This is a genomic window from Chryseobacterium cucumeris (assembly GCF_016775705.1).
Lineage (GTDB): Bacteria > Bacteroidota > Bacteroidia > Flavobacteriales > Weeksellaceae > Chryseobacterium > Chryseobacterium cupriresistens.
On record NZ_CP068760.1, the window covers coordinates 3,960,210 to 3,976,368 of the forward strand.

18 protein-coding genes are annotated in these 16,159 nt (G+C 37.8%); 9 read left to right on the forward strand and 9 right to left on the reverse strand.

From position 1 onward, the window contains the following. Positions 1-44 precede the first annotated feature (44 nt). From JNG87_RS17690 to JNG87_RS17715, 6 genes are all read left to right on the forward strand, one after another. Positions 45-929 carry a bifunctional 5,10-methylenetetrahydrofolate dehydrogenase/5,10-methenyltetrahydrofolate cyclohydrolase gene (locus tag JNG87_RS17690; protein ID WP_034692667.1) on the forward strand — a complete coding sequence of 295 codons (885 nt, stop codon included), beginning with the start codon at positions 45-47 and terminating at the stop codon, positions 927-929. A 7-nt stretch (positions 930-936) separates the two neighbouring features. Next, the gene (locus tag JNG87_RS17695) at positions 937-1,566 is read left to right on the forward strand and encodes a 7-carboxy-7-deazaguanine synthase QueE (RefSeq protein ID WP_110009928.1); all 630 of its coding nucleotides are present in this window, start codon (positions 937-939) and stop codon (positions 1,564-1,566) included. A 43-nt stretch (positions 1,567-1,609) separates the two neighbouring features. After that, positions 1,610-2,980, forward strand: coding sequence for an exopolysaccharide biosynthesis polyprenyl glycosylphosphotransferase (locus JNG87_RS17700; protein ID WP_202840034.1), 1,371 nt, complete (start codon positions 1,610-1,612; stop codon positions 2,978-2,980). A 102-nt stretch (positions 2,981-3,082) separates the two neighbouring features. Beyond that, the gene (locus JNG87_RS17705) at positions 3,083-3,835 is read left to right on the forward strand and encodes an MlaE family ABC transporter permease (RefSeq protein ID WP_110009930.1); all 753 of its coding nucleotides are present in this window, start codon (positions 3,083-3,085) and stop codon (positions 3,833-3,835) included. Then, positions 3,835-4,650: an ABC transporter ATP-binding protein gene (locus tag JNG87_RS17710; protein ID WP_002983922.1), complete on the forward strand. Its 816-nt coding sequence runs from the start codon at positions 3,835-3,837 to the stop codon at positions 4,648-4,650. The genes JNG87_RS17705 and JNG87_RS17710 overlap by 1 nt, the downstream gene beginning before the upstream one ends. Further along, positions 4,634-5,245: an outer membrane beta-barrel protein gene (locus JNG87_RS17715; protein WP_202840036.1), complete on the forward strand. Its 612-nt coding sequence runs from the start codon at positions 4,634-4,636 to the stop codon at positions 5,243-5,245. Before JNG87_RS17710 ends, JNG87_RS17715 begins: the two co-directional genes overlap by 17 nt. Positions 5,246-5,281: 36 nt before the next feature. On the opposite strand, the gene JNG87_RS17720 is transcribed toward JNG87_RS17715, so the two are convergent. Both JNG87_RS17720 and JNG87_RS17725 read right to left on the reverse strand, forming a co-directional pair. Continuing rightward, positions 5,282-5,593: a hypothetical protein gene (locus JNG87_RS17720; RefSeq protein WP_110009932.1), complete on the reverse strand. Its 312-nt coding sequence runs from the start codon at positions 5,591-5,593 to the stop codon at positions 5,282-5,284. Positions 5,594-5,678: 85 nt separating this feature from the next. Continuing rightward, complete coding sequence (locus JNG87_RS17725; RefSeq protein WP_110009933.1) at positions 5,679-6,485, reverse strand: M48 family metallopeptidase; 807 nt, start codon at positions 6,483-6,485, stop codon at positions 5,679-5,681. A gap of 105 nt (positions 6,486-6,590) precedes the next feature. Between JNG87_RS17725 and JNG87_RS17730 the strand changes: the two genes are divergently transcribed. Then, positions 6,591-7,139 carry a DUF4251 domain-containing protein gene (locus tag JNG87_RS17730; RefSeq protein ID WP_110009934.1) on the forward strand — a complete coding sequence of 183 codons (549 nt, stop codon included), beginning with the start codon at positions 6,591-6,593 and terminating at the stop codon, positions 7,137-7,139. Between the two features lie 4 nt (positions 7,140-7,143). Here the strand turns inward: JNG87_RS17730 and meaB are convergent, their stop codons facing one another. Next, positions 7,144-8,136: a methylmalonyl Co-A mutase-associated GTPase MeaB gene (meaB, locus tag JNG87_RS17735; RefSeq protein WP_202840038.1), complete on the reverse strand. Its 993-nt coding sequence runs from the start codon at positions 8,134-8,136 to the stop codon at positions 7,144-7,146. Positions 8,137-8,334: 198 nt separating this feature from the next. Here meaB and JNG87_RS17740 point away from each other — a divergent pair, with 198 nt between their 5' ends. Beyond that, the gene (locus JNG87_RS17740; RefSeq protein ID WP_202840040.1) at positions 8,335-8,628 is read left to right on the forward strand and encodes a c-type cytochrome; all 294 of its coding nucleotides are present in this window, start codon (positions 8,335-8,337) and stop codon (positions 8,626-8,628) included. A gap of 20 nt (positions 8,629-8,648) precedes the next feature. Continuing rightward, the gene (locus tag JNG87_RS17745) at positions 8,649-8,936 is read left to right on the forward strand and encodes a c-type cytochrome (RefSeq protein WP_202840042.1); all 288 of its coding nucleotides are present in this window, start codon (positions 8,649-8,651) and stop codon (positions 8,934-8,936) included. Positions 8,937-8,984: 48 nt separating this feature from the next. Here the strand turns inward: JNG87_RS17745 and JNG87_RS17750 are convergent, their stop codons facing one another. From JNG87_RS17750 to JNG87_RS17775, 6 genes are all read right to left on the reverse strand, one after another. Continuing rightward, positions 8,985-11,564 (reverse strand): T9SS-dependent M36 family metallopeptidase, encoded by a 2,580-nt coding sequence (locus JNG87_RS17750; RefSeq protein ID WP_202840044.1) that lies wholly within the window; start codon positions 11,562-11,564, stop codon positions 8,985-8,987. Positions 11,565-11,786: 222 nt separating this feature from the next. Continuing rightward, a complete protein-coding gene (locus JNG87_RS17755) occupies positions 11,787-12,296 on the reverse strand; it encodes a tetratricopeptide repeat protein (RefSeq protein WP_202840046.1) in 510 nt (169 codons plus the stop codon). Then, positions 12,283-12,981 (reverse strand): peptide chain release factor H, encoded by a 699-nt coding sequence (gene prfH, locus JNG87_RS17760; RefSeq protein ID WP_202840048.1) that lies wholly within the window; start codon positions 12,979-12,981, stop codon positions 12,283-12,285. Before prfH ends, JNG87_RS17755 begins: the two co-directional genes overlap by 14 nt. A 68-nt stretch (positions 12,982-13,049) precedes the next feature. Further along, positions 13,050-14,441, reverse strand: coding sequence for an RtcB family protein (locus tag JNG87_RS17765; RefSeq protein ID WP_202840049.1), 1,392 nt, complete (start codon positions 14,439-14,441; stop codon positions 13,050-13,052). Positions 14,442-14,468: 27 nt separating this feature from the next. Then, positions 14,469-15,206, reverse strand: coding sequence for a hypothetical protein (locus tag JNG87_RS17770; RefSeq protein WP_202840052.1), 738 nt, complete (start codon positions 15,204-15,206; stop codon positions 14,469-14,471). A 445-nt stretch (positions 15,207-15,651) separates the two neighbouring features. Beyond that, on the reverse strand, positions 15,652-16,152 hold the full coding sequence (locus tag JNG87_RS17775; protein ID WP_202840053.1) for a hypothetical protein: 501 nt from the start codon (positions 16,150-16,152) through the stop codon (positions 15,652-15,654). Positions 16,153-16,159 lie beyond the last annotated feature (7 nt).

A 16,159-nucleotide genomic window follows, 5' to 3' on the forward strand; every position in this document is an offset into this window, starting at 1 on the left:
GTAAAAAGAAAGTAAAAGTAAATCTATAAAGTAAAAAAGTAAAAATGGCAGAAATTCTTGACGGACTTAAAGTATCCAAGGAAATTAAAGCAGAGATCAAGGTTGAAGTAGAAAAGATTCTCGCAAGCAAAAGAAGAGCTCCGCATTTGGTGGCTATTCTTGTAGGAAATAATGGAGCTAGCAAGGCCTATGTAAACTCTAAAGTAAAAGACTGTGAGGAAGTAGGATTTCAATCCAGCTTAATTAAATTTCCAAGCACTGTTTCTGAATCTGAACTATTGGAAAAAATTGACGAGCTTAATAAGTCTAAAGCAGTAGACGGATTTATCGTTCAGCTGCCTTTACCGGATCAGATTGATCAGGAAAAAATCATCAATGCTATTGACCCTAGAAAAGACGTGGATGGTTTCCACCCGGAAAACTTTGGAAAAATGGCTCTTGAAATGGATACTTTCTTGCCGGCAACTCCTTTCGGAATTTTAACATTATTGGAAAGATATAATATTGAAACGAAAGGAAAAGACTGTGTCATTATCGGAAGAAGTAAAATTGTAGGAAGACCAATGAGTATTTTGATGGGAAGAAAAGATTTCCCTGGAAACTCTACTGTTACCCTTACGCACTCATACACGAAAGACATCGAAGAATATACAAGAAAAGCAGACATCGTCATTACCGCTTTGGGAGATCCACATTTCTTAAAAGGAGATATGATCAAGGAAGGAGCAGTAATTGTTGACGTGGGTATTACAAGAGTAGATAATGACTCTCCAAAAGGATATTATCTTGCAGGTGATGTGGATTTTGACAGCTGTGCTGCCAAAGCAAGCTGGATCACTCCGGTACCTGGAGGAGTAGGCCCAATGACAAGAGCGATGCTGATGAAAAACACCATCATTGCTTACAAAACTTCGGTCTATAACGACTAATTTTAAAATGAATAAAGAAGAAGATATTTTATTAAAAGAAGGTAAAATGCTCCCTGTGATGGAGCATTTTTACACTTTACAGGGAGAAGGAGCACATACCGGAAAAGCCGCATACTTTATCAGGCTGGGAGGTTGTGATGTTGGATGTCACTGGTGTGATGTAAAAGAAAGCTGGGATCCGGAACTCCACCCTTTGATGAATGCAGAAGAAATTGCAGAAACAGCTGCCAGACACTGTAAAACAATTGTATTGACCGGCGGTGAACCTTTAATGTGGAATTTAGATATCCTGACCTCCAAACTGAAAGAATTGGGATGTACAGTGCACATCGAAACGTCAGGAGCGTATCCTATGAGCGGGCAACTGGACTGGATTACTCTCTCCCCTAAGAAAACAGGACTTCCTAAGGAAGAGATCTATCAAAAGGCCAATGAGCTTAAAGTCATTATTTTCAATCAGCATGATTTTACTTTTGCTCAGGAACAGGCTGCAAAAGTTTCCGAAAACTGTAAACTTTATCTTCAGAGTGAATGGAGCAAAAGAAACGACATGTATCCTAAGATCACAGATTTCATTCTGGAAAACCCTGAGTGGCAGGCTTCTGTTCAGACTCACAAATATCTGAATATCCCGTAAAAAAGTGTAAATTAGCCGTGCTTATCCGCTATAATACCGATAGATGCAGAGAATTCGATACTCTAGATACCTGAAATCAATCATTATGTTGCTTGACCTCATGGTTATTGCATCTGTCTTCATATTCTTTTTTATAAGCAGAAACGAAAGTTTAAAATACAATAAAGAAACCTGGTACCAGAATAGTTTTTCTCTCATTCTGTTGTTTTTGTTCTGGGTGCTCCTTAGCGGTAGGACAAAAATATACAATATCCCGAGAAACCTTACTTATACCCTGTTTCTTGAACGGCTTTTAATCCATTTCCTGTTTTTTATACTGGGAGTGCTGCTTATAGGAAAGGTAAGTAAAAATGTGTTTTTCAATTCGGATATCTACTGGCTTTCCCTTTACCTTTTTATTGCCATCTTTCTTGCAAAATCATTAGTATATTTTGCGATCAAATATTTACGGTCTCTTGGTGCCAATTACAGGAATGTCATGTTTTTAGGAGACAGCCATTCCACAGAAATTTTGAAGAATATCTTTACAGACCGTAAAGATTATGGATACAGAATATTTGAGTACGAACATACCGGGGTGAAGATCAATGAGCTGGTAGATTTCTGGAAAAAGAACGGAATCCACACCTTGTTTTTATCTATGGAAAACTCCTATGACGAAGCGATGGAAAATGAAATTTTCAGACTGGCCGAAGATCATAAGATTCACATTTCACTGATTCCAAGTATCACCCAAAGTGATTTTTTCCTTTATGACCTTGGATATATACAGACCCAGCCGGTACTTAATCAGGCCAGGTACCCGTTAGATTATTATTCTAATTTCCTGATGAAAAGGACATTTGATATTTTCTTTTCTGTTATTATATTGGTCTTCATATGCTCATGGGTATTTCCAATCATTGCGATTTTAATCAAAACAACTTCCAAAGGACCTGTTTTTTTCTTTCAGAAAAGATATGGCTTTCATGAGGAGGTTTTTAGTTGCATTAAATTCAGAACAATGGTTGTGAATGATGAATCTACCACCAAAACCACCTCAGTAAATGATTCCAGGATCACCAGAGTGGGGAAATTTTTAAGAAAAACAAGCCTTGATGAACTTCCTCAATTCATCAATGTGCTGAGAGGAGAAATGTCTGTGGTAGGCCCGCGTCCTCACATGCTGGCTGTCGACAATTATTACAAACCTAAAATCGGAAGATACAGCCTGAGAAGTATGGTAAGTCCTGGTATTACCGGATTAGCACAGGTGAACGGACTGCGGGGTGACTTCGGAGATGTGGAAGTAGAAATGAAAAAAAGAGTTCTGGCCGATGCTTTCTATGTAAGAAACTGGAGCTTTGCCCTGGATCTGGTCGTTATTTTAAAAACCGTTCTATTGATTATTGGAGGAGATAAAAATGCAAAATAAAGAACGGGATAAGATTATATTGAAATAATTTTAACACAAAACCAGGCTTTGGTCTTATTCTTGACTGTAGCCCAATTAAATAAAAAAGTCTAATTTAGCAGTATGTTAAAAAAGTTTTTCACAGCAATAGGGGAATATATAATCCTCTTGGGAAAATCCCTGCAGAAACCTCAGAAAATGAGGGTTTTCTGGAAGCTGTTCATGAGAGAAATTAATGATTTGGGAGTAAATTCTTTCGGGCTTGTAGTCTTCACTTCTATTTTCGTGGGGGCTGTAGTTGCTATTCAGATGTTCAACAACTTTGATGCTTCTTCTTTTCCTATTCCTACTTCATTTGTAGGATACGCTACAAAGGCTGTATTGGTTCTGGAATTTTCGCCAACCATTATCAGTCTGATTCTTGCGGGTAAAGTAGGGTCTTATATTGCATCCAGTATTGGAACAATGAGGGTTTCCGAACAGATTGATGCTCTGGATATCATGGGAGTAAACTCTCCGAATTTTCTGATTTTCCCTAAAATTGTTGCCTGTGTTCTCTTTAACCCTCTTCTTATTGCTATCAGTATAGTATTTGGTATCGGCGGAGGATATATTGCCGGAATTCTGACCGGAAACTGGACCGAGAACGATTATATAGTGGGAATCCAAATGTATATGCCCAATCTGTTTATCTATTATGCATTTATCAAAACAACTGTTTTTGCCTTCATCATTGCCACAGTACCTTCTTATTTCGGATATAACGTAAAAGGAGGATCATTGGAAGTAGGTAGAGCCAGTACACAGGCGGTAGTATGGACAATGGTATTCATTATCATTTCCGAATTAATTTTAACCCAATTAATATTAAGCTGATGATTGAGGTAAAAGATCTTAAGAAAAGTTTTGGAGATGTTGAAGTATTGAAGGGAATTTCAACTTCATTTGATAAAGGAAAGGTAAACCTGATTATTGGACAGAGTGGTTCAGGAAAAACTGTGTTTTTAAAAAGTTTACTGAATGTATATATGCCTTCATCAGGAGAAATTCTGTTTGATGGAAAAGATATCAATACGATGACCAGAGATGAAAAACAGCATCTCCGTTCAGAAATCGGGACCGTCTTTCAGGGAAGCGCATTATTTGACTCTTTAACTGTTGAAGAAAACATTATGTTTCCTCTTGACATGTTTACCAATCTTACCTACAGAGAAAAAAAGAAAAGGGTTTTTGAAGTAATAGGAAGAGTACACCTTGATAAAGCTGAAAAGAAATATCCTTCTGAAATTTCAGGGGGAATGCAGAAAAGGGTTGCTATTGCGAGAGCAATTGTAAACAATCCCAAATATTTGTTCTGTGATGAACCCAATTCGGGACTTGATCCCTATACATCAAAAGTAATAGATGATCTTCTTTACGAGATCACAAAGGAATACAATACCACAACCATTGTCAATACCCACGATATGAACTCTGTAATGACGATTGGCGAGAAAATTGTATACCTAAGACTGGGAATCAAAGAATGGGAAGGCAACAAAGACATTCTGATTACTGCAGGCAATAAAAACCTGATTGACTTCGTTTATTCTTCAGAACTGTTTAAAGAGCTGAGAGAATATTTACTTGAGAATAATAAAACGATTGAAACGACAAATACAAAAATAGACGATAATGAAAAAGGTACTTAGTATAGCGTTATTAGGGTTTTCAATGTGGGCATCTGCACAGATTTCACTGGCAGGTAAAGCCAACTTAATTTTTCCGACAGGCTCTCCTTCATGGTCCAATATCAAAGGAACAGTGAATGATGCAATTGAAGGAACAGGTAAAAATAATGTAGGTTTCAACGTTGGGCTTTCATTAAAAGTAGGTCTTCCTACTTCATTGTTTGTGATGCCTGAAATCTATTACACTCACTTCAAAAATGAGTTTACAACAGAGAACACTACTTTTGATGTAAAAAGCAACCGTATCGATGTTCCGGTTCTTTTAGGATATAACCTTTTAGGGAATATGCTGGGCGTTTTTGTAGGACCTGTAGGAAGTTTTAACTTAAATAAAGACAATACTTACAACGATTTCAAAGAAAATGCTAAAAATGATTTTACTGTAGGATACCAGTTTGGTGCACAGCTTGAAATCAAAAAACTTATTGTAAATGCAAGATATGAAGGTGCTTTCAGTAAAGACGAAAGAAATTTCATCAACAGAGTTTCCGGTACGGAAATCAGATATGATAACAGGCCTAATCTGTTTATGGTAGGTTTAGGATATAAATTCTAATTTAATATCGAAAATAACAACTTTAAACCCTCAAATTTAAATTTGAGGGTTTTTATTTTGTGCTTCAAGCTCAGCCTGGCGTTTTGCAATTTCTGCCGCTTGTTTTTCAAGCTCTTCTTTGTCTTTCTGCAGCTGTTTGAATTCTTTTCTTTTCTGTTCCGCTTTGATAGCGCTTCCTTTACTTACATATCCTACCATTCCTCCAATGATAAGTCCTATACCTATTCCTGCCATTATTCCCATAATGTGGGAAATTTTTATTTGTTCTACGGCAAAATCGGTTGTCAGATAGAAAAGTAATGCAGAAACTGCTAAAAGTATAAGTCCGGTAATTGATAAACTCTTCATAATATTGTGTTTAGGTGTTTATAAAAAAAGCCTTACCAAATTTACTAAAAATTTAATAAGGCTTTACTCAAGATTAAAATTTTCATTATAATTTTCCTCCCGCAGCCTTATAATATTCTAAAGCTTTCGGAAGATCTTTATTGATATCTGAAATTCTTGTTTCCGGGCTTGGGTGGGTAGATAAGAATTCAGGCTGCCTTGCTCCCGAAGAAGCTGCTTCCATTCTGTTCCAGAAAGGAATGGCTGCTCTTGGGTCATATCCGGCCATAGACATCAGATAAAGTCCCATTTCATCTGCCTCAGATTCCTGCCCTCTTCCGTATTTCAGTAAAGCCACTTGCGATCCGATAGGATATACCTTCTGGAAAACACTGGCCCATTGCGCATTGGAGATGGTTCCTCCCAGGATTGCACCTCCGTACTGGGCTACCATTGCCTGAGAAATCCTTTCGTTTCCGTGGCCTGCCAATGCGTGGGAAACTTCATGTCCCATTACAACGGCAAGTCCGTTATCGTCTTTTGTTACCGGCAATATTCCGGTATAAACTGCTACTTTACCGCCAGGCATACACCATGCGTTCAGCTCGTTGCTCTGCAATAGATTAAACTCCCAGCTATAGTTGGCAAGATCCGCTGATCTTCCAATACTCTGATAATATCTTTCTGCTGCATTTTTGATTCTGTTTCCTACATTTACCACTCTCTTTGCATCTGCCGTACCGGTAATCACTTTACCTTTAGACAATGTCGTTCTATATTCCTGTGAAGACATTGTTAAAATTTCCGAATTGTTGGCCAGTTGTAAAGAAGATCTTCCTGTAATCGGATTTGTAGTACAGGCAACAGCCGACAGAGCAATAGCTCCCATTCCTAATAGATGTGTAACTTTCATAGTTTGAGTGTTAATAATTCAACCTTAACAATTTTTATTCCAAAATATTTCTTAAAGAAAATATTTGCATACATTTTGCTGTTTAAAATTAATAATTATCTCATTATGAAAAAGTATATTTCTTTACTGATGATTTTTGGATTCCTGTTCTTATTTCAGAGCTGTGCATCACAAGGTTCATTAGATTCGAAAACAGTGGATACTTTAGTAAATTCCCAGGAGTTTACCTTCTATGCACAACGAGCCAATCCTACCAATTATGATGTTATCAATGTCATGAACTCTATGCCCAATGCTACTGCAACGAGAATGCTTAATCTGAATGGAGATTATACCATTGATGTAAGTAAAAATACACTGGATGTGGTACTGCCTTATTTTGGAAGGCTTTTCAATCCAACTTACGGAAGTACAAGTGATAACAGCTACAGATTTACCTCAAAAGATTTTACGGTAACTAAAACTCAGAATAAAAAGGGAACCTGGACTTTAAAATTCAAGCCTAAAGATGCAAGAAATGTAGATGAAGTGAATATAGAAATTTTTAAAAATGGTAAAGCCTTCGTATCGATGAGAAGCAGCGACAGGCAGCCCATTACTTATGACGGATATATTTCAAAAACTGAAGTAAAACAGGAAAAAGAGAAGCTTTAATCCTTTAATCCCTTTTTTGATCAGATAAAAATTTTTCAACAAATAATTTTGCTTCAGTACTTGGATTGGAAACCATGGCTGAAGCATTTTTTTTGTGCATATGATAAGCTTCCTCTACCGAATTGCTTTTTTTCATCAGGGATAAAATATATTCCTGGACCCAATATTCGAATCGCTTTTCAGCCTGCTGAACACGGATTTCTTCAAAACGGCCGCTTTTCTTTTTGAGATCAATAAATTCAAATATTTTATCGTAGACATCCTGCAGTCCTTCGTTATGAAGAGCAGAGCCTAATAGCACAGGGATCTTCCAGCCTTTTTCTTTAGGAGGAATAAAGTCCAGAGCTCTTTTTAATTCCAGTCTTGTATTTTTAGCTTTCTGAAGGTTATCCTGATCCACTTTATTGATAAAAATAACATCCACCATTTCCATGATTCCTCTTTTTATGCCCTGAAGTTCATCTCCGCCACCAATGATTTTAAGGAATAAGAAAACATCGGTAATATCAGCAACCAGTACTTCTGACTGTCCTACTCCAACGGTTTCTATTAAAATATAATCGTATCCTGCAGCCTCGCAGATCATCATGATTTCAAAAGTGGTATTGGCTACTCCTCCGAGAAACCCGGAGCTTGGGGAAGGGCGTATAAAGGCATTTTCTTCTTTGGCCAGTTCTTCCATTCTGGTTTTATCCCCTAAAATACTTCCTTTGTTAATTGCCGAGCTGGGATCAATAGCCAAAACGGCAACCTTTTTTCCCTGGGTAATAACAAGGCGTCCGAAGTTTTCTATAAAAGTAGATTTGCCGGCTCCGGGAACTCCCGTTACTCCTACTCTCACAGAGTTTCCGGTAAGAGGCATAATTTTCTTTAAAAGTTCTTCTGCCTGTACTCTGTGTTCTGCTTTTTTGCTTTCAACCAATGTAATAGCTTTTGCAATCAGGCGTTTGTTTCCTGATTGTATTCCCTCTATTAACTCTTCTGTAGAAAATTTCATTGATTCAAAATTAATAATTAAAATGGGAATGGTCAATAGCCGCTCCATAATGATGAGTTAAAAGACATCAATTATCTTCATTTATAATTTTCCGTCTTGTATGAATTCAATTTTTATTTCTTCTAAATTAAAACTAGAACACCCTGTATCAAAGGCTTAAGGAATTTATTACATTTGTTATATCTCAAAAAAAGAAACATGAAAAAACTCATCGCTGCGGCTTCGTTTACCGGTATTCTACTGGTTTCCTGTACGCCGAAAGCTGCTACCTCTACTGCTGCTGCAGGAACTTCAACGTCTACTGCAGAACAGATTGCCCAAGGGAAAACTATTTTTGAAAATTCCTGTGGAAGATGTCATAAATTGCCGGATCCTGCTTCACATACACCTGTACAATGGGTAGGAATCATGAATTCTATGGCTCCCAAAGCAAAACTGACGGATGAGCAGCACCAATGGGTTTATGATTATATTGTTTCTGTACAGAAGTAATTCATCAAACAAAAATAGATATGAAAAAATTCATTTTAACAGGTATCGCGGCATCTGCATTTCTGGTATCCTGCGGACCAAAAAGTGTGGCTGTAACAGGGCCAAAGTACACCTCATCTGAGCAGCTGGCGCAGGGAAAGACCATTTTTGAAAATTCCTGTGCAAAATGCCATAAATTGCCGGAACCAACAAAACATGACGACAAAGGGTGGATCAACACTTTAAGCAGAATGGCTCCAAAGGCTAAGCTTACTGATGACCAGCATCAAATGGTGTATGATTATCTGATTTCTGCGAATAAAAAATAAGCTTTCTAAGGAAAGCTTATTTTTTATTCACCCAATTGGTACCTGCTGCTATCTTACGATAAGTTTTTCAACCTGAGACTGATTCCCCTGGCTGATATGAACCATATAAACTCCTTTTTGTAGCCCTTTTACAGAGACAGCTTTCTTCGACCCTGATTCTCTGGAGTCCGTCAATACTAATTTACCAGACATATCAAACATCGTAATTTTAACTTCTTTAAGGGATTGCTCTATATTTCCTACGAAAAATTCATCATAAGCAGGATTTGGGAATACAATAAACCTGGATCCTGTTTTTTTAATTTCCTGAGTCCCCAAAGCTGTGCTGCATTCAGCGGGTATCGTAAAGTCTTCTACCTGATCATTAGCAACCGTTTTGGAGCCTGCGGATGCATTCACCCCAAGTCCTCTTCTTGCAAATACATTCCAGATCAGGCATTTATCATTCCCTCCATTTCCTATTACATCAGCCTGCAGAATAGCATCCCTTCCATCAATAAAAGTGGGGCTGCACGGCTGCAGTTTAAGCCCATCAATGACAATCTGAAGAACCTTTGCATTTCCGGAAGTATTGCTGGCCAGTAGATCATTATTGTATCCATATTTTTCGATATACTTCCAGGCCAGGTCCCAAAGCATTGTTGCCCATATAAACCCTATCTGATGGACTTCTGTATTTGTATTTGTTTTTCCGTAAGTATAATTATTAATACTAAAATCAGGAGAATATTTCGCTAATCTGTTGCCATTTCCTGTTATAGGCTCGTTTTTCGTGTAAGTTGAATGTCCTCTGGGAACAGCTGAAGTGTCTCCGGGTCTGGCAGTCACCATAAGCCCAAAGAAATCAGACCAGCCTTCACCCATCTGCTCTGTGCTGTTGGTAGATGAGAGACAACTGTATCCCTGCGCGGTCATTCGGTTGGATATTCCATGTCCATACTCATGGGCCATAGTGCCATTATCAAAACATGCATTCTTGAAACCACTATAATCAAAATTAAGAGTTACATTAATTGTATTTCCGTTGTTCAACTGCCCGGTCAAGTATAAACCTTCTGTTTTTCCTATACTGATAGTAGGAATGGTGACCTGTCCTCCATAAGTACCTGCCGCCAATGAATTTGGTATATCGGAAGAAGGTTTATACATAATGACACCCAGAGCTCCTGCGTTCTGTGCGTTGAGGGCTTTAAGACTATATTCACAATTAGCAGCTGTGATGACTGCAATTTTATTGGTCAGGCTTCCGGCGGCCGGTGCAGTACAGGCATCAGCAGGTACCGGAATAGCAAGATCTCCTGTTACGGGAGCTTGATACAAAGGGCCAAACGATGCTCCGGCTGTCATTACTTTAGGTCTGCTCGCAACAGAAGCAGGAGAATTGTACTGATACCTTACTACGGGGTCATCTGCTGTTTGCAGCCTGTCATATAGATACATCTGCATTCTACCTGCCTTCACCTGTGGCTGTCCGTTGACAATTTTTTCATAGCCAGGGCTAAAATTGGCATTGTTAAGACCGCTTCCGTCAAAAGCTTCTGCATTAACAGCATCTCCTCCCATACCGCCATTTCCAAAATTATTGGTCTGGAAGTTTCTGGCAGATTCTGTAAATCCGAATTTATAAAACAGATCATGCATTTTATTATTCATATAAAATAAATTGGTGATAGCAGCATCTTTATAGGTGAAGGGATTATCATATCTTCCGTCAGCAAAAGGAAAATCAAAAATACGTGAGCTTCCGCCGTCCGGAGAGTATCCCGCTGTATTGGTATCATTCTGATCAGAATATGCGTAAACATTATTTCCCCGTGTTATGGTATAGCTGTTGGTTCCGTCAGAATGCCAGCCTTCGGGAGATGCTGTAAGATCCCATGGGTTACTGATTATAGAGCGGGCTCCAAATGTAGGAGCCTCTACCGGTAACGGAAACACGTTATAAGATGCATTATCCGGAACCTGCTTTCCGGGTATTTTTATATATTCCTTTCTTTCAGCGGGTGCCATATATGCCAGGTGAGACATTGCCGGTTCTTCAGAACTATTATCTTCATACTCAGCACCCTCAAAACGACAACTCACTGTCATATTATCTTTAGTGAGTATTTCACCTGTATTTGCGTCAGCTATTACATGCCATACATCGGAAGAATTCTTGTCAGAAACAAATAATTCTTTTGCAAGTTTGTATACCTTATTATTCTCGAAGTAGACATCATCAGAGTAATTTATTTCAGAAATATCTTTCAGCCCCAGCTTACTTTTGATAAGATCATCTGAAAATTTTGCAGTGATATTTTTATAGCTATCAACAACAATATTCCTCTTAAATTCATTTTTCTCAGAAATAATTTTATTTTCCCTGATAACTACTTTTCCCATAGCGTTATAGACTCTAAGCCCATTATAGGTTTGCTGCACATCTACAATTCTGGCTCCAAGACTTTTGGAAAGATCTTCGTTCAGAATAATAATTCCTGATGCATCACTTTTACTCTTTTGTGCTATCTGCCCGTTATTGTGATAATACTCCTGAATAAGTTCCGAAGAATTTTGGCCACAAACATTTTCGGAAGCAAAAAATGCTGCCACCGAAAACGGTACTAGAAAAAAATTTTTATTCATATTTGTTTTTTAGGTAGATAAATATATAAAACACTACCTGCTAACAACTTATAAAAAAAATAAAATCACAAAAAACACCGATATTTCGATATTTCTGATTTTTTTTAATCATATTATTTATTTTTTTTAAGTTTTTGTTTTACAATTTTAACTTTTGAAGGCGGTGATTTTTGAATTAATGCATGCATAATCAGCTATTTTTATCAAATAAAGGAGATTTATTTAGTCTCCTCCTTCTTTTTGATCCTTGTAGCGGGGCATTTTACCTTCAATCATCTTTTCTCTATCTTCAAGTATTTCAAGTGCTGCTCTGCTGTAAGCAAATTTTTTAGCTTCTTTCAGGACACCTAAAGCCTGTTTGTACTCAAAGTTTCTTTCATGAAGAAAAGACTGGCAGTTCAGAATTTCCGATTTGTCAATACCTTTTAAATTCAGAGCAAAGTCAATCAGCTTTTCTGCTTCTTCATAATCTTCATTATTCAAAAGACATTCAATATAATATTGGGGAGTATTGATATTCCCGATATTACTTTGCATGGCTTCATTAAAGTACTTCTTTGCTGTTTCATAATCCTTTAATTCTTCAGAATATACTCTTCCCATCAGACAAAGGCTGTCTGCATCTTCAGGTTCATAAGATAACGCGTAGTTCAGTGCATCCATGCATTCAGAAAGATTGAATGGAAAGTAGTCTAACGCTTCAAAATAATATTTGCTTTTAGTTAAGGTCATTATTGTAGTTTTTAAGTTCATTTTTCAAGGCATTCCTTTGTTTTTTGAATGTCCTGTCTTCATAATTCTTTTTAAAATCTGTTCCTGAAAATGTACGAACCGGATTTCCACGTTCCACCTGGATCTGCATAGACCAGGTTTCTTTCAGCTTTCTTTCCAACTGTTGAATATAAACCGCCATTACCTTTTCTTTTAATCTGATAACCGATAACTTTTTATTTTCAAGTTGTGAGCGGGAATCCTGCACAAAAACAGTTTCTTTCGTGGGAATATGAGTGGCGCGTACAGCAGTATTCACTTTATTTACATTTTGCCCTCCGCTTCCCTGACTCCTCGCAGTCTGAAATCTGATATCTTTTTCATTGAAATCAATCATTTTAACATTTTCCAATTCAAAAATTCCGATAAACCAGTTGCTTCTTTTATGCAGCTTCCTGAAGGTACTTTTTCCAATCCAGCAAATGCTTCCCAGCCAGCTTTTCAGAAACGGGTTTACATCTTTTCCTTTTAAAAGTACAGTCACTGATTTTAAGGTCAGATTTTCATCACCGTTTTCACGATGAATGATTTCATACTCTATTGTATTATGTTTTGCCTCTTCAAGAAAGCTCTTCAGAACCTTGGCTACCACCCACTGGCATTCCAAAGGACCTCTTCCTGAAGTGATCTGTATTAATTTTTCCATTTTTTTGTTACATTTTACTAAACCTTACAGGTTTTTGAAACCTGTAAGGTTGTAAAGTATTAGATTAATTACCTGTCCATTCTCACAATTCGTGGCTGGAATGTTCCCAGGATGTCTACCAGCTCACTTTGTGCATTCATCACTTCATTGATGTCTTTGTAGGCCATTGGTGCTTCCTCTGCATTTCCACCCATCAGTGTGACATTTTTCAGCTTCAGTTCTTTTTTGATATCATGCTGGGTGAAAAGGCTTCTGCATTCCCCTCTTGAGTGCGCTCTTCCGGCTCCATGAGATGCAGAGTTCAGGGATTCCGGGTTTCCTTTTCCGCGAACGATAAATCCTTTCGCCGTCATGGATCCGGGAATCATTCCCAATTCATTCTCATTGGCAGGAGTGGCTCCTTTCCGGTGAACAATCACTTCTTTTCCGTTATGGATTTCTTTCCACGCGAAGTTGTGATGGTTTTCAATTCTGGCTTTTACTCTTCCACCGACCGCTTTTACCAGCCTTCTGTGAATATCGTCGTGGCAGGCTGAAGCATAATCTCCGGCAAGGTTCATTGCCGTCCAGTATTCCAGTCCCAGGTGTGTACTGAGGTCCAGCCATGCGAAGTTTTGTGCTTCTTTTGGTAATGGACACTGTTCTGTTGCCACTCTTGAGTAATACTGGGCTATCTCAGCTCCAAGACCTCTTGAACCGCTGTGAGAAAGTATTCCCAGATATTTTCCTTTAGGCAGGCCAATCTGTTCATCTTCTTCGGTGATTTCCACTTCCCCGAATTCTACAAAATGATTTCCCCCGCCTGAGGATCCCATCTGTTTGATGGCTTTACCCTTTAATCTTCTTAAGATCGGGATCATATCGAATGTATCTCTGTCGAAAATCTCGTGGTCTATGTGAGATTTATGGGTCTCATACATTCCGAACTTTGTATGTTCAGCAAGCGCTTTTTCATACTTATCTCTCGCTCCTTCAAGATATGAAACGGGCGTATCCAGAATACTGAGGCTCATTCTGCAGCCAATATCCATTCCTACTCCATAAGGGATTACTGCATTTTCCACCGCCAGAACTCCACCGATAGGAAGGCCGTAACCACTGTGGGCATCTGGCATTAATGCTCCCTGAGTTGAAATTGGCAGCTTCAAGGCAGTGTATAGCTGATTTTTTGCCTCCTCTGAAATGTTAGTACCAAAAATCTGAAATGAAGCCCGCTGGGAATTCAGCATCCGCTTTTCAGTTTTTTTGGATGAAAGCAGGGTTTCTGCAATCTGTCCGAAGGTGAGATCTTTTTCAAATTCTTCCGGGTTCAGCAGGATTTCCTTTAAAAGAGATTTTACGTGGTGAATATTCTTCGTTGCAAAATTTCTTTTCATGACTTCCAATGCTACGTTTATGCTTTGATTATTTGGATAGCCCAGTTTTAATATATCTTTTCCTTTTAGTTTTAAATTTCCCATTGTTTTTGTTTTAAATAACAGTAGGACTTATAAGTCCTGTAAGCTTTCCGCAATCTCTGTTGCAGACATTTTGCAGGTAGCAAATTTCCTGCTTTTAATAAGTGGAATATCTTCTCTTTTGCTTTTCCATGAAGATGACTTACCATACATTGTTTTGTTGATAATTCCTACAATTTTATGCTGCCCTAAATAATCGTCCAGTTCTGCACACTCTTTTTCCAATTCAAAGTTTACAGGTTTATAATGGGTGATCATATTAGGTCTTGTACGCAGTGTAAACCTCCATGGTTCAATAAATTCGTAGTAAGGAACATAAGACTTCCGGGCCGGGCAGTATTCTTCCTGTTTCAAAAAATACTGTCTTTCTCTTGCTGTAAGTCCCAGCTTCGGGTCATTCCAGGAATATGAAGAAATATGCTGAAGTTTCTGTACTCTCTCTACATATATTCTCCGCCCGAATTTTCTTTTCTTTTTTAAAAACCGGCGGCTTTCCGAATACATGTAGGTATTAATTTTCTTCAGTATTCCTTCAAAGAATTCTCCGTCTTTGGATCTCATGACATCTTCTCTTACCACAAAGAATCTTACAAATCCTCTTTGATAAGGTTTATCCAAAAGAATCCATGGGGTATTTCGTCTGATTTCCCAAAGTTCTTCACTACGTCGATATTTTTTTCTTATCTGCTTTTCTACATCTTTTCTAATTGCTCTTTTTCTGCTTCTCACACTTCTCAGGCGGGAGAACAGAAGATTATCATTTTCCATTGTTAACAGAAGCCTTGTGTGAGATCTTAATTTTTATCTCACACAGCTTTTAATCAACTAAAATACTAGTTGAATGGATTAATAATAGACGAAATAGTTCTGAGGAATATTTCTCATCTTATTTTGCCTTTAATGACACTAAAAAAGATTTCGGGGAAACTTGAAGTTTGAAATATTGCGCAATAAAAAACCCGAAATCTCTACGACTTCGGGTTTTGATATTTCATTGTACTGTTATTCTAAGAATGTACCAAACCGCGAAGCCTTACCACCATAAGTGGCAATCCAACTGTAGAATTCTGTTTAGTTCTGAACATTGCTTCGTCGTTTTTTATTGGTTAAACTTGATTTTCAGGTGCAAATATAGACATTTTTCTGAGAATCAAAATATTTTTTAATAAAAAGACTGGTTATTTCTTTAACCAGTCTTTTATTTATTGTGAAATTAATCTTTTGAACCCAGACTATCCATTTCGTCATCCATTCCTTTCACCTGATTGGAATGATAGACTCTTTCTGATCCGAGAAAGTAAAGATTATGTCTTGCTTTGGCAATGATACCATTATATTCATCCTCAGTCATACCCTCCGGAATGCTGTCTCTTTTTTCTGAAGGTTTTCGGTAGACTTCAAGAGCTCCATATTCATTTAATACTTCTTTGGCTGCTTTTGCCTGTTCAAGATTATCGGTATAAACAATAACATTGCTTCTGCCTACACTGTGTTTACGGTAAGCGTCCAACATTTCTGCATCGTAAGCAAAAACATAGTCAAAAAAATCCTGTGTCTGTTTATCTTCCTGATACTGATCAACAGACATACCACTTTCTACTCTGGACTTTGAAATAATGATGTTTGCTTCGTCAAAGCCTTTTTCTTTTAATCCTTTTTTAATTCCCTCTGTATCTACAGTCACCGGAAATACTGAAACTACTGTATAAGCCATAATGAAA

What these genes read in the sequence shown, in the direction of transcription:
- meaB (WP_202840038.1), bottom strand. Translation starts at nt 8,136, where the DNA reads ATGAAATTTTCTACAGAAGAGTTAATAGAGGGAATACAATCAGGAAAC.
- JNG87_RS17750 (WP_202840044.1), bottom strand. Translation starts at nt 11,564, where the DNA reads ATGAATAAAAATTTTTTTCTAGTACCGTTTTCGGTGGCAGCATTTTTT.
- JNG87_RS17710 (WP_002983922.1), top strand. Translation starts at nt 3,835, where the DNA reads ATGATTGAGGTAAAAGATCTTAAGAAAAGTTTTGGAGATGTTGAAGTA.
- JNG87_RS17770 (WP_202840052.1), bottom strand. Translation starts at nt 15,206, where the DNA reads ATGGAAAATGATAATCTTCTGTTCTCCCGCCTGAGAAGTGTGAGAAGC.
- JNG87_RS17725 (WP_110009933.1), bottom strand. Translation starts at nt 6,485, where the DNA reads ATGAAAGTTACACATCTATTAGGAATGGGAGCTATTGCTCTGTCGGCT.
- JNG87_RS17755 (WP_202840046.1), bottom strand. Translation starts at nt 12,296, where the DNA reads ATGACCTTAACTAAAAGCAAATATTATTTTGAAGCGTTAGACTACTTT.
- JNG87_RS17775 (WP_202840053.1), bottom strand. Translation starts at nt 16,152, where the DNA reads ATGGCTTATACAGTAGTTTCAGTATTTCCGGTGACTGTAGATACAGAG.
- JNG87_RS17730 (WP_110009934.1), top strand. Translation starts at nt 6,591, where the DNA reads ATGAAAAAGTATATTTCTTTACTGATGATTTTTGGATTCCTGTTCTTA.
- JNG87_RS17745 (WP_202840042.1), top strand. Translation starts at nt 8,649, where the DNA reads ATGAAAAAATTCATTTTAACAGGTATCGCGGCATCTGCATTTCTGGTA.
- JNG87_RS17705 (WP_110009930.1), top strand. Translation starts at nt 3,083, where the DNA reads ATGTTAAAAAAGTTTTTCACAGCAATAGGGGAATATATAATCCTCTTG.
- JNG87_RS17720 (WP_110009932.1), bottom strand. Translation starts at nt 5,593, where the DNA reads ATGAAGAGTTTATCAATTACCGGACTTATACTTTTAGCAGTTTCTGCA.
- JNG87_RS17740 (WP_202840040.1), top strand. Translation starts at nt 8,335, where the DNA reads ATGAAAAAACTCATCGCTGCGGCTTCGTTTACCGGTATTCTACTGGTT.
- JNG87_RS17765 (WP_202840049.1), bottom strand. Translation starts at nt 14,441, where the DNA reads ATGGGAAATTTAAAACTAAAAGGAAAAGATATATTAAAACTGGGCTAT.
- JNG87_RS17715 (WP_202840036.1), top strand. Translation starts at nt 4,634, where the DNA reads ATGAAAAAGGTACTTAGTATAGCGTTATTAGGGTTTTCAATGTGGGCA.
- prfH (WP_202840048.1), bottom strand. Translation starts at nt 12,981, where the DNA reads ATGGAAAAATTAATACAGATCACTTCAGGAAGAGGTCCTTTGGAATGC.
- JNG87_RS17695 (WP_110009928.1), top strand. Translation starts at nt 937, where the DNA reads ATGAATAAAGAAGAAGATATTTTATTAAAAGAAGGTAAAATGCTCCCT.
- JNG87_RS17690 (WP_034692667.1), top strand. Translation starts at nt 45, where the DNA reads ATGGCAGAAATTCTTGACGGACTTAAAGTATCCAAGGAAATTAAAGCA.
- JNG87_RS17700 (WP_202840034.1), top strand. Translation starts at nt 1,610, where the DNA reads ATGCAGAGAATTCGATACTCTAGATACCTGAAATCAATCATTATGTTG.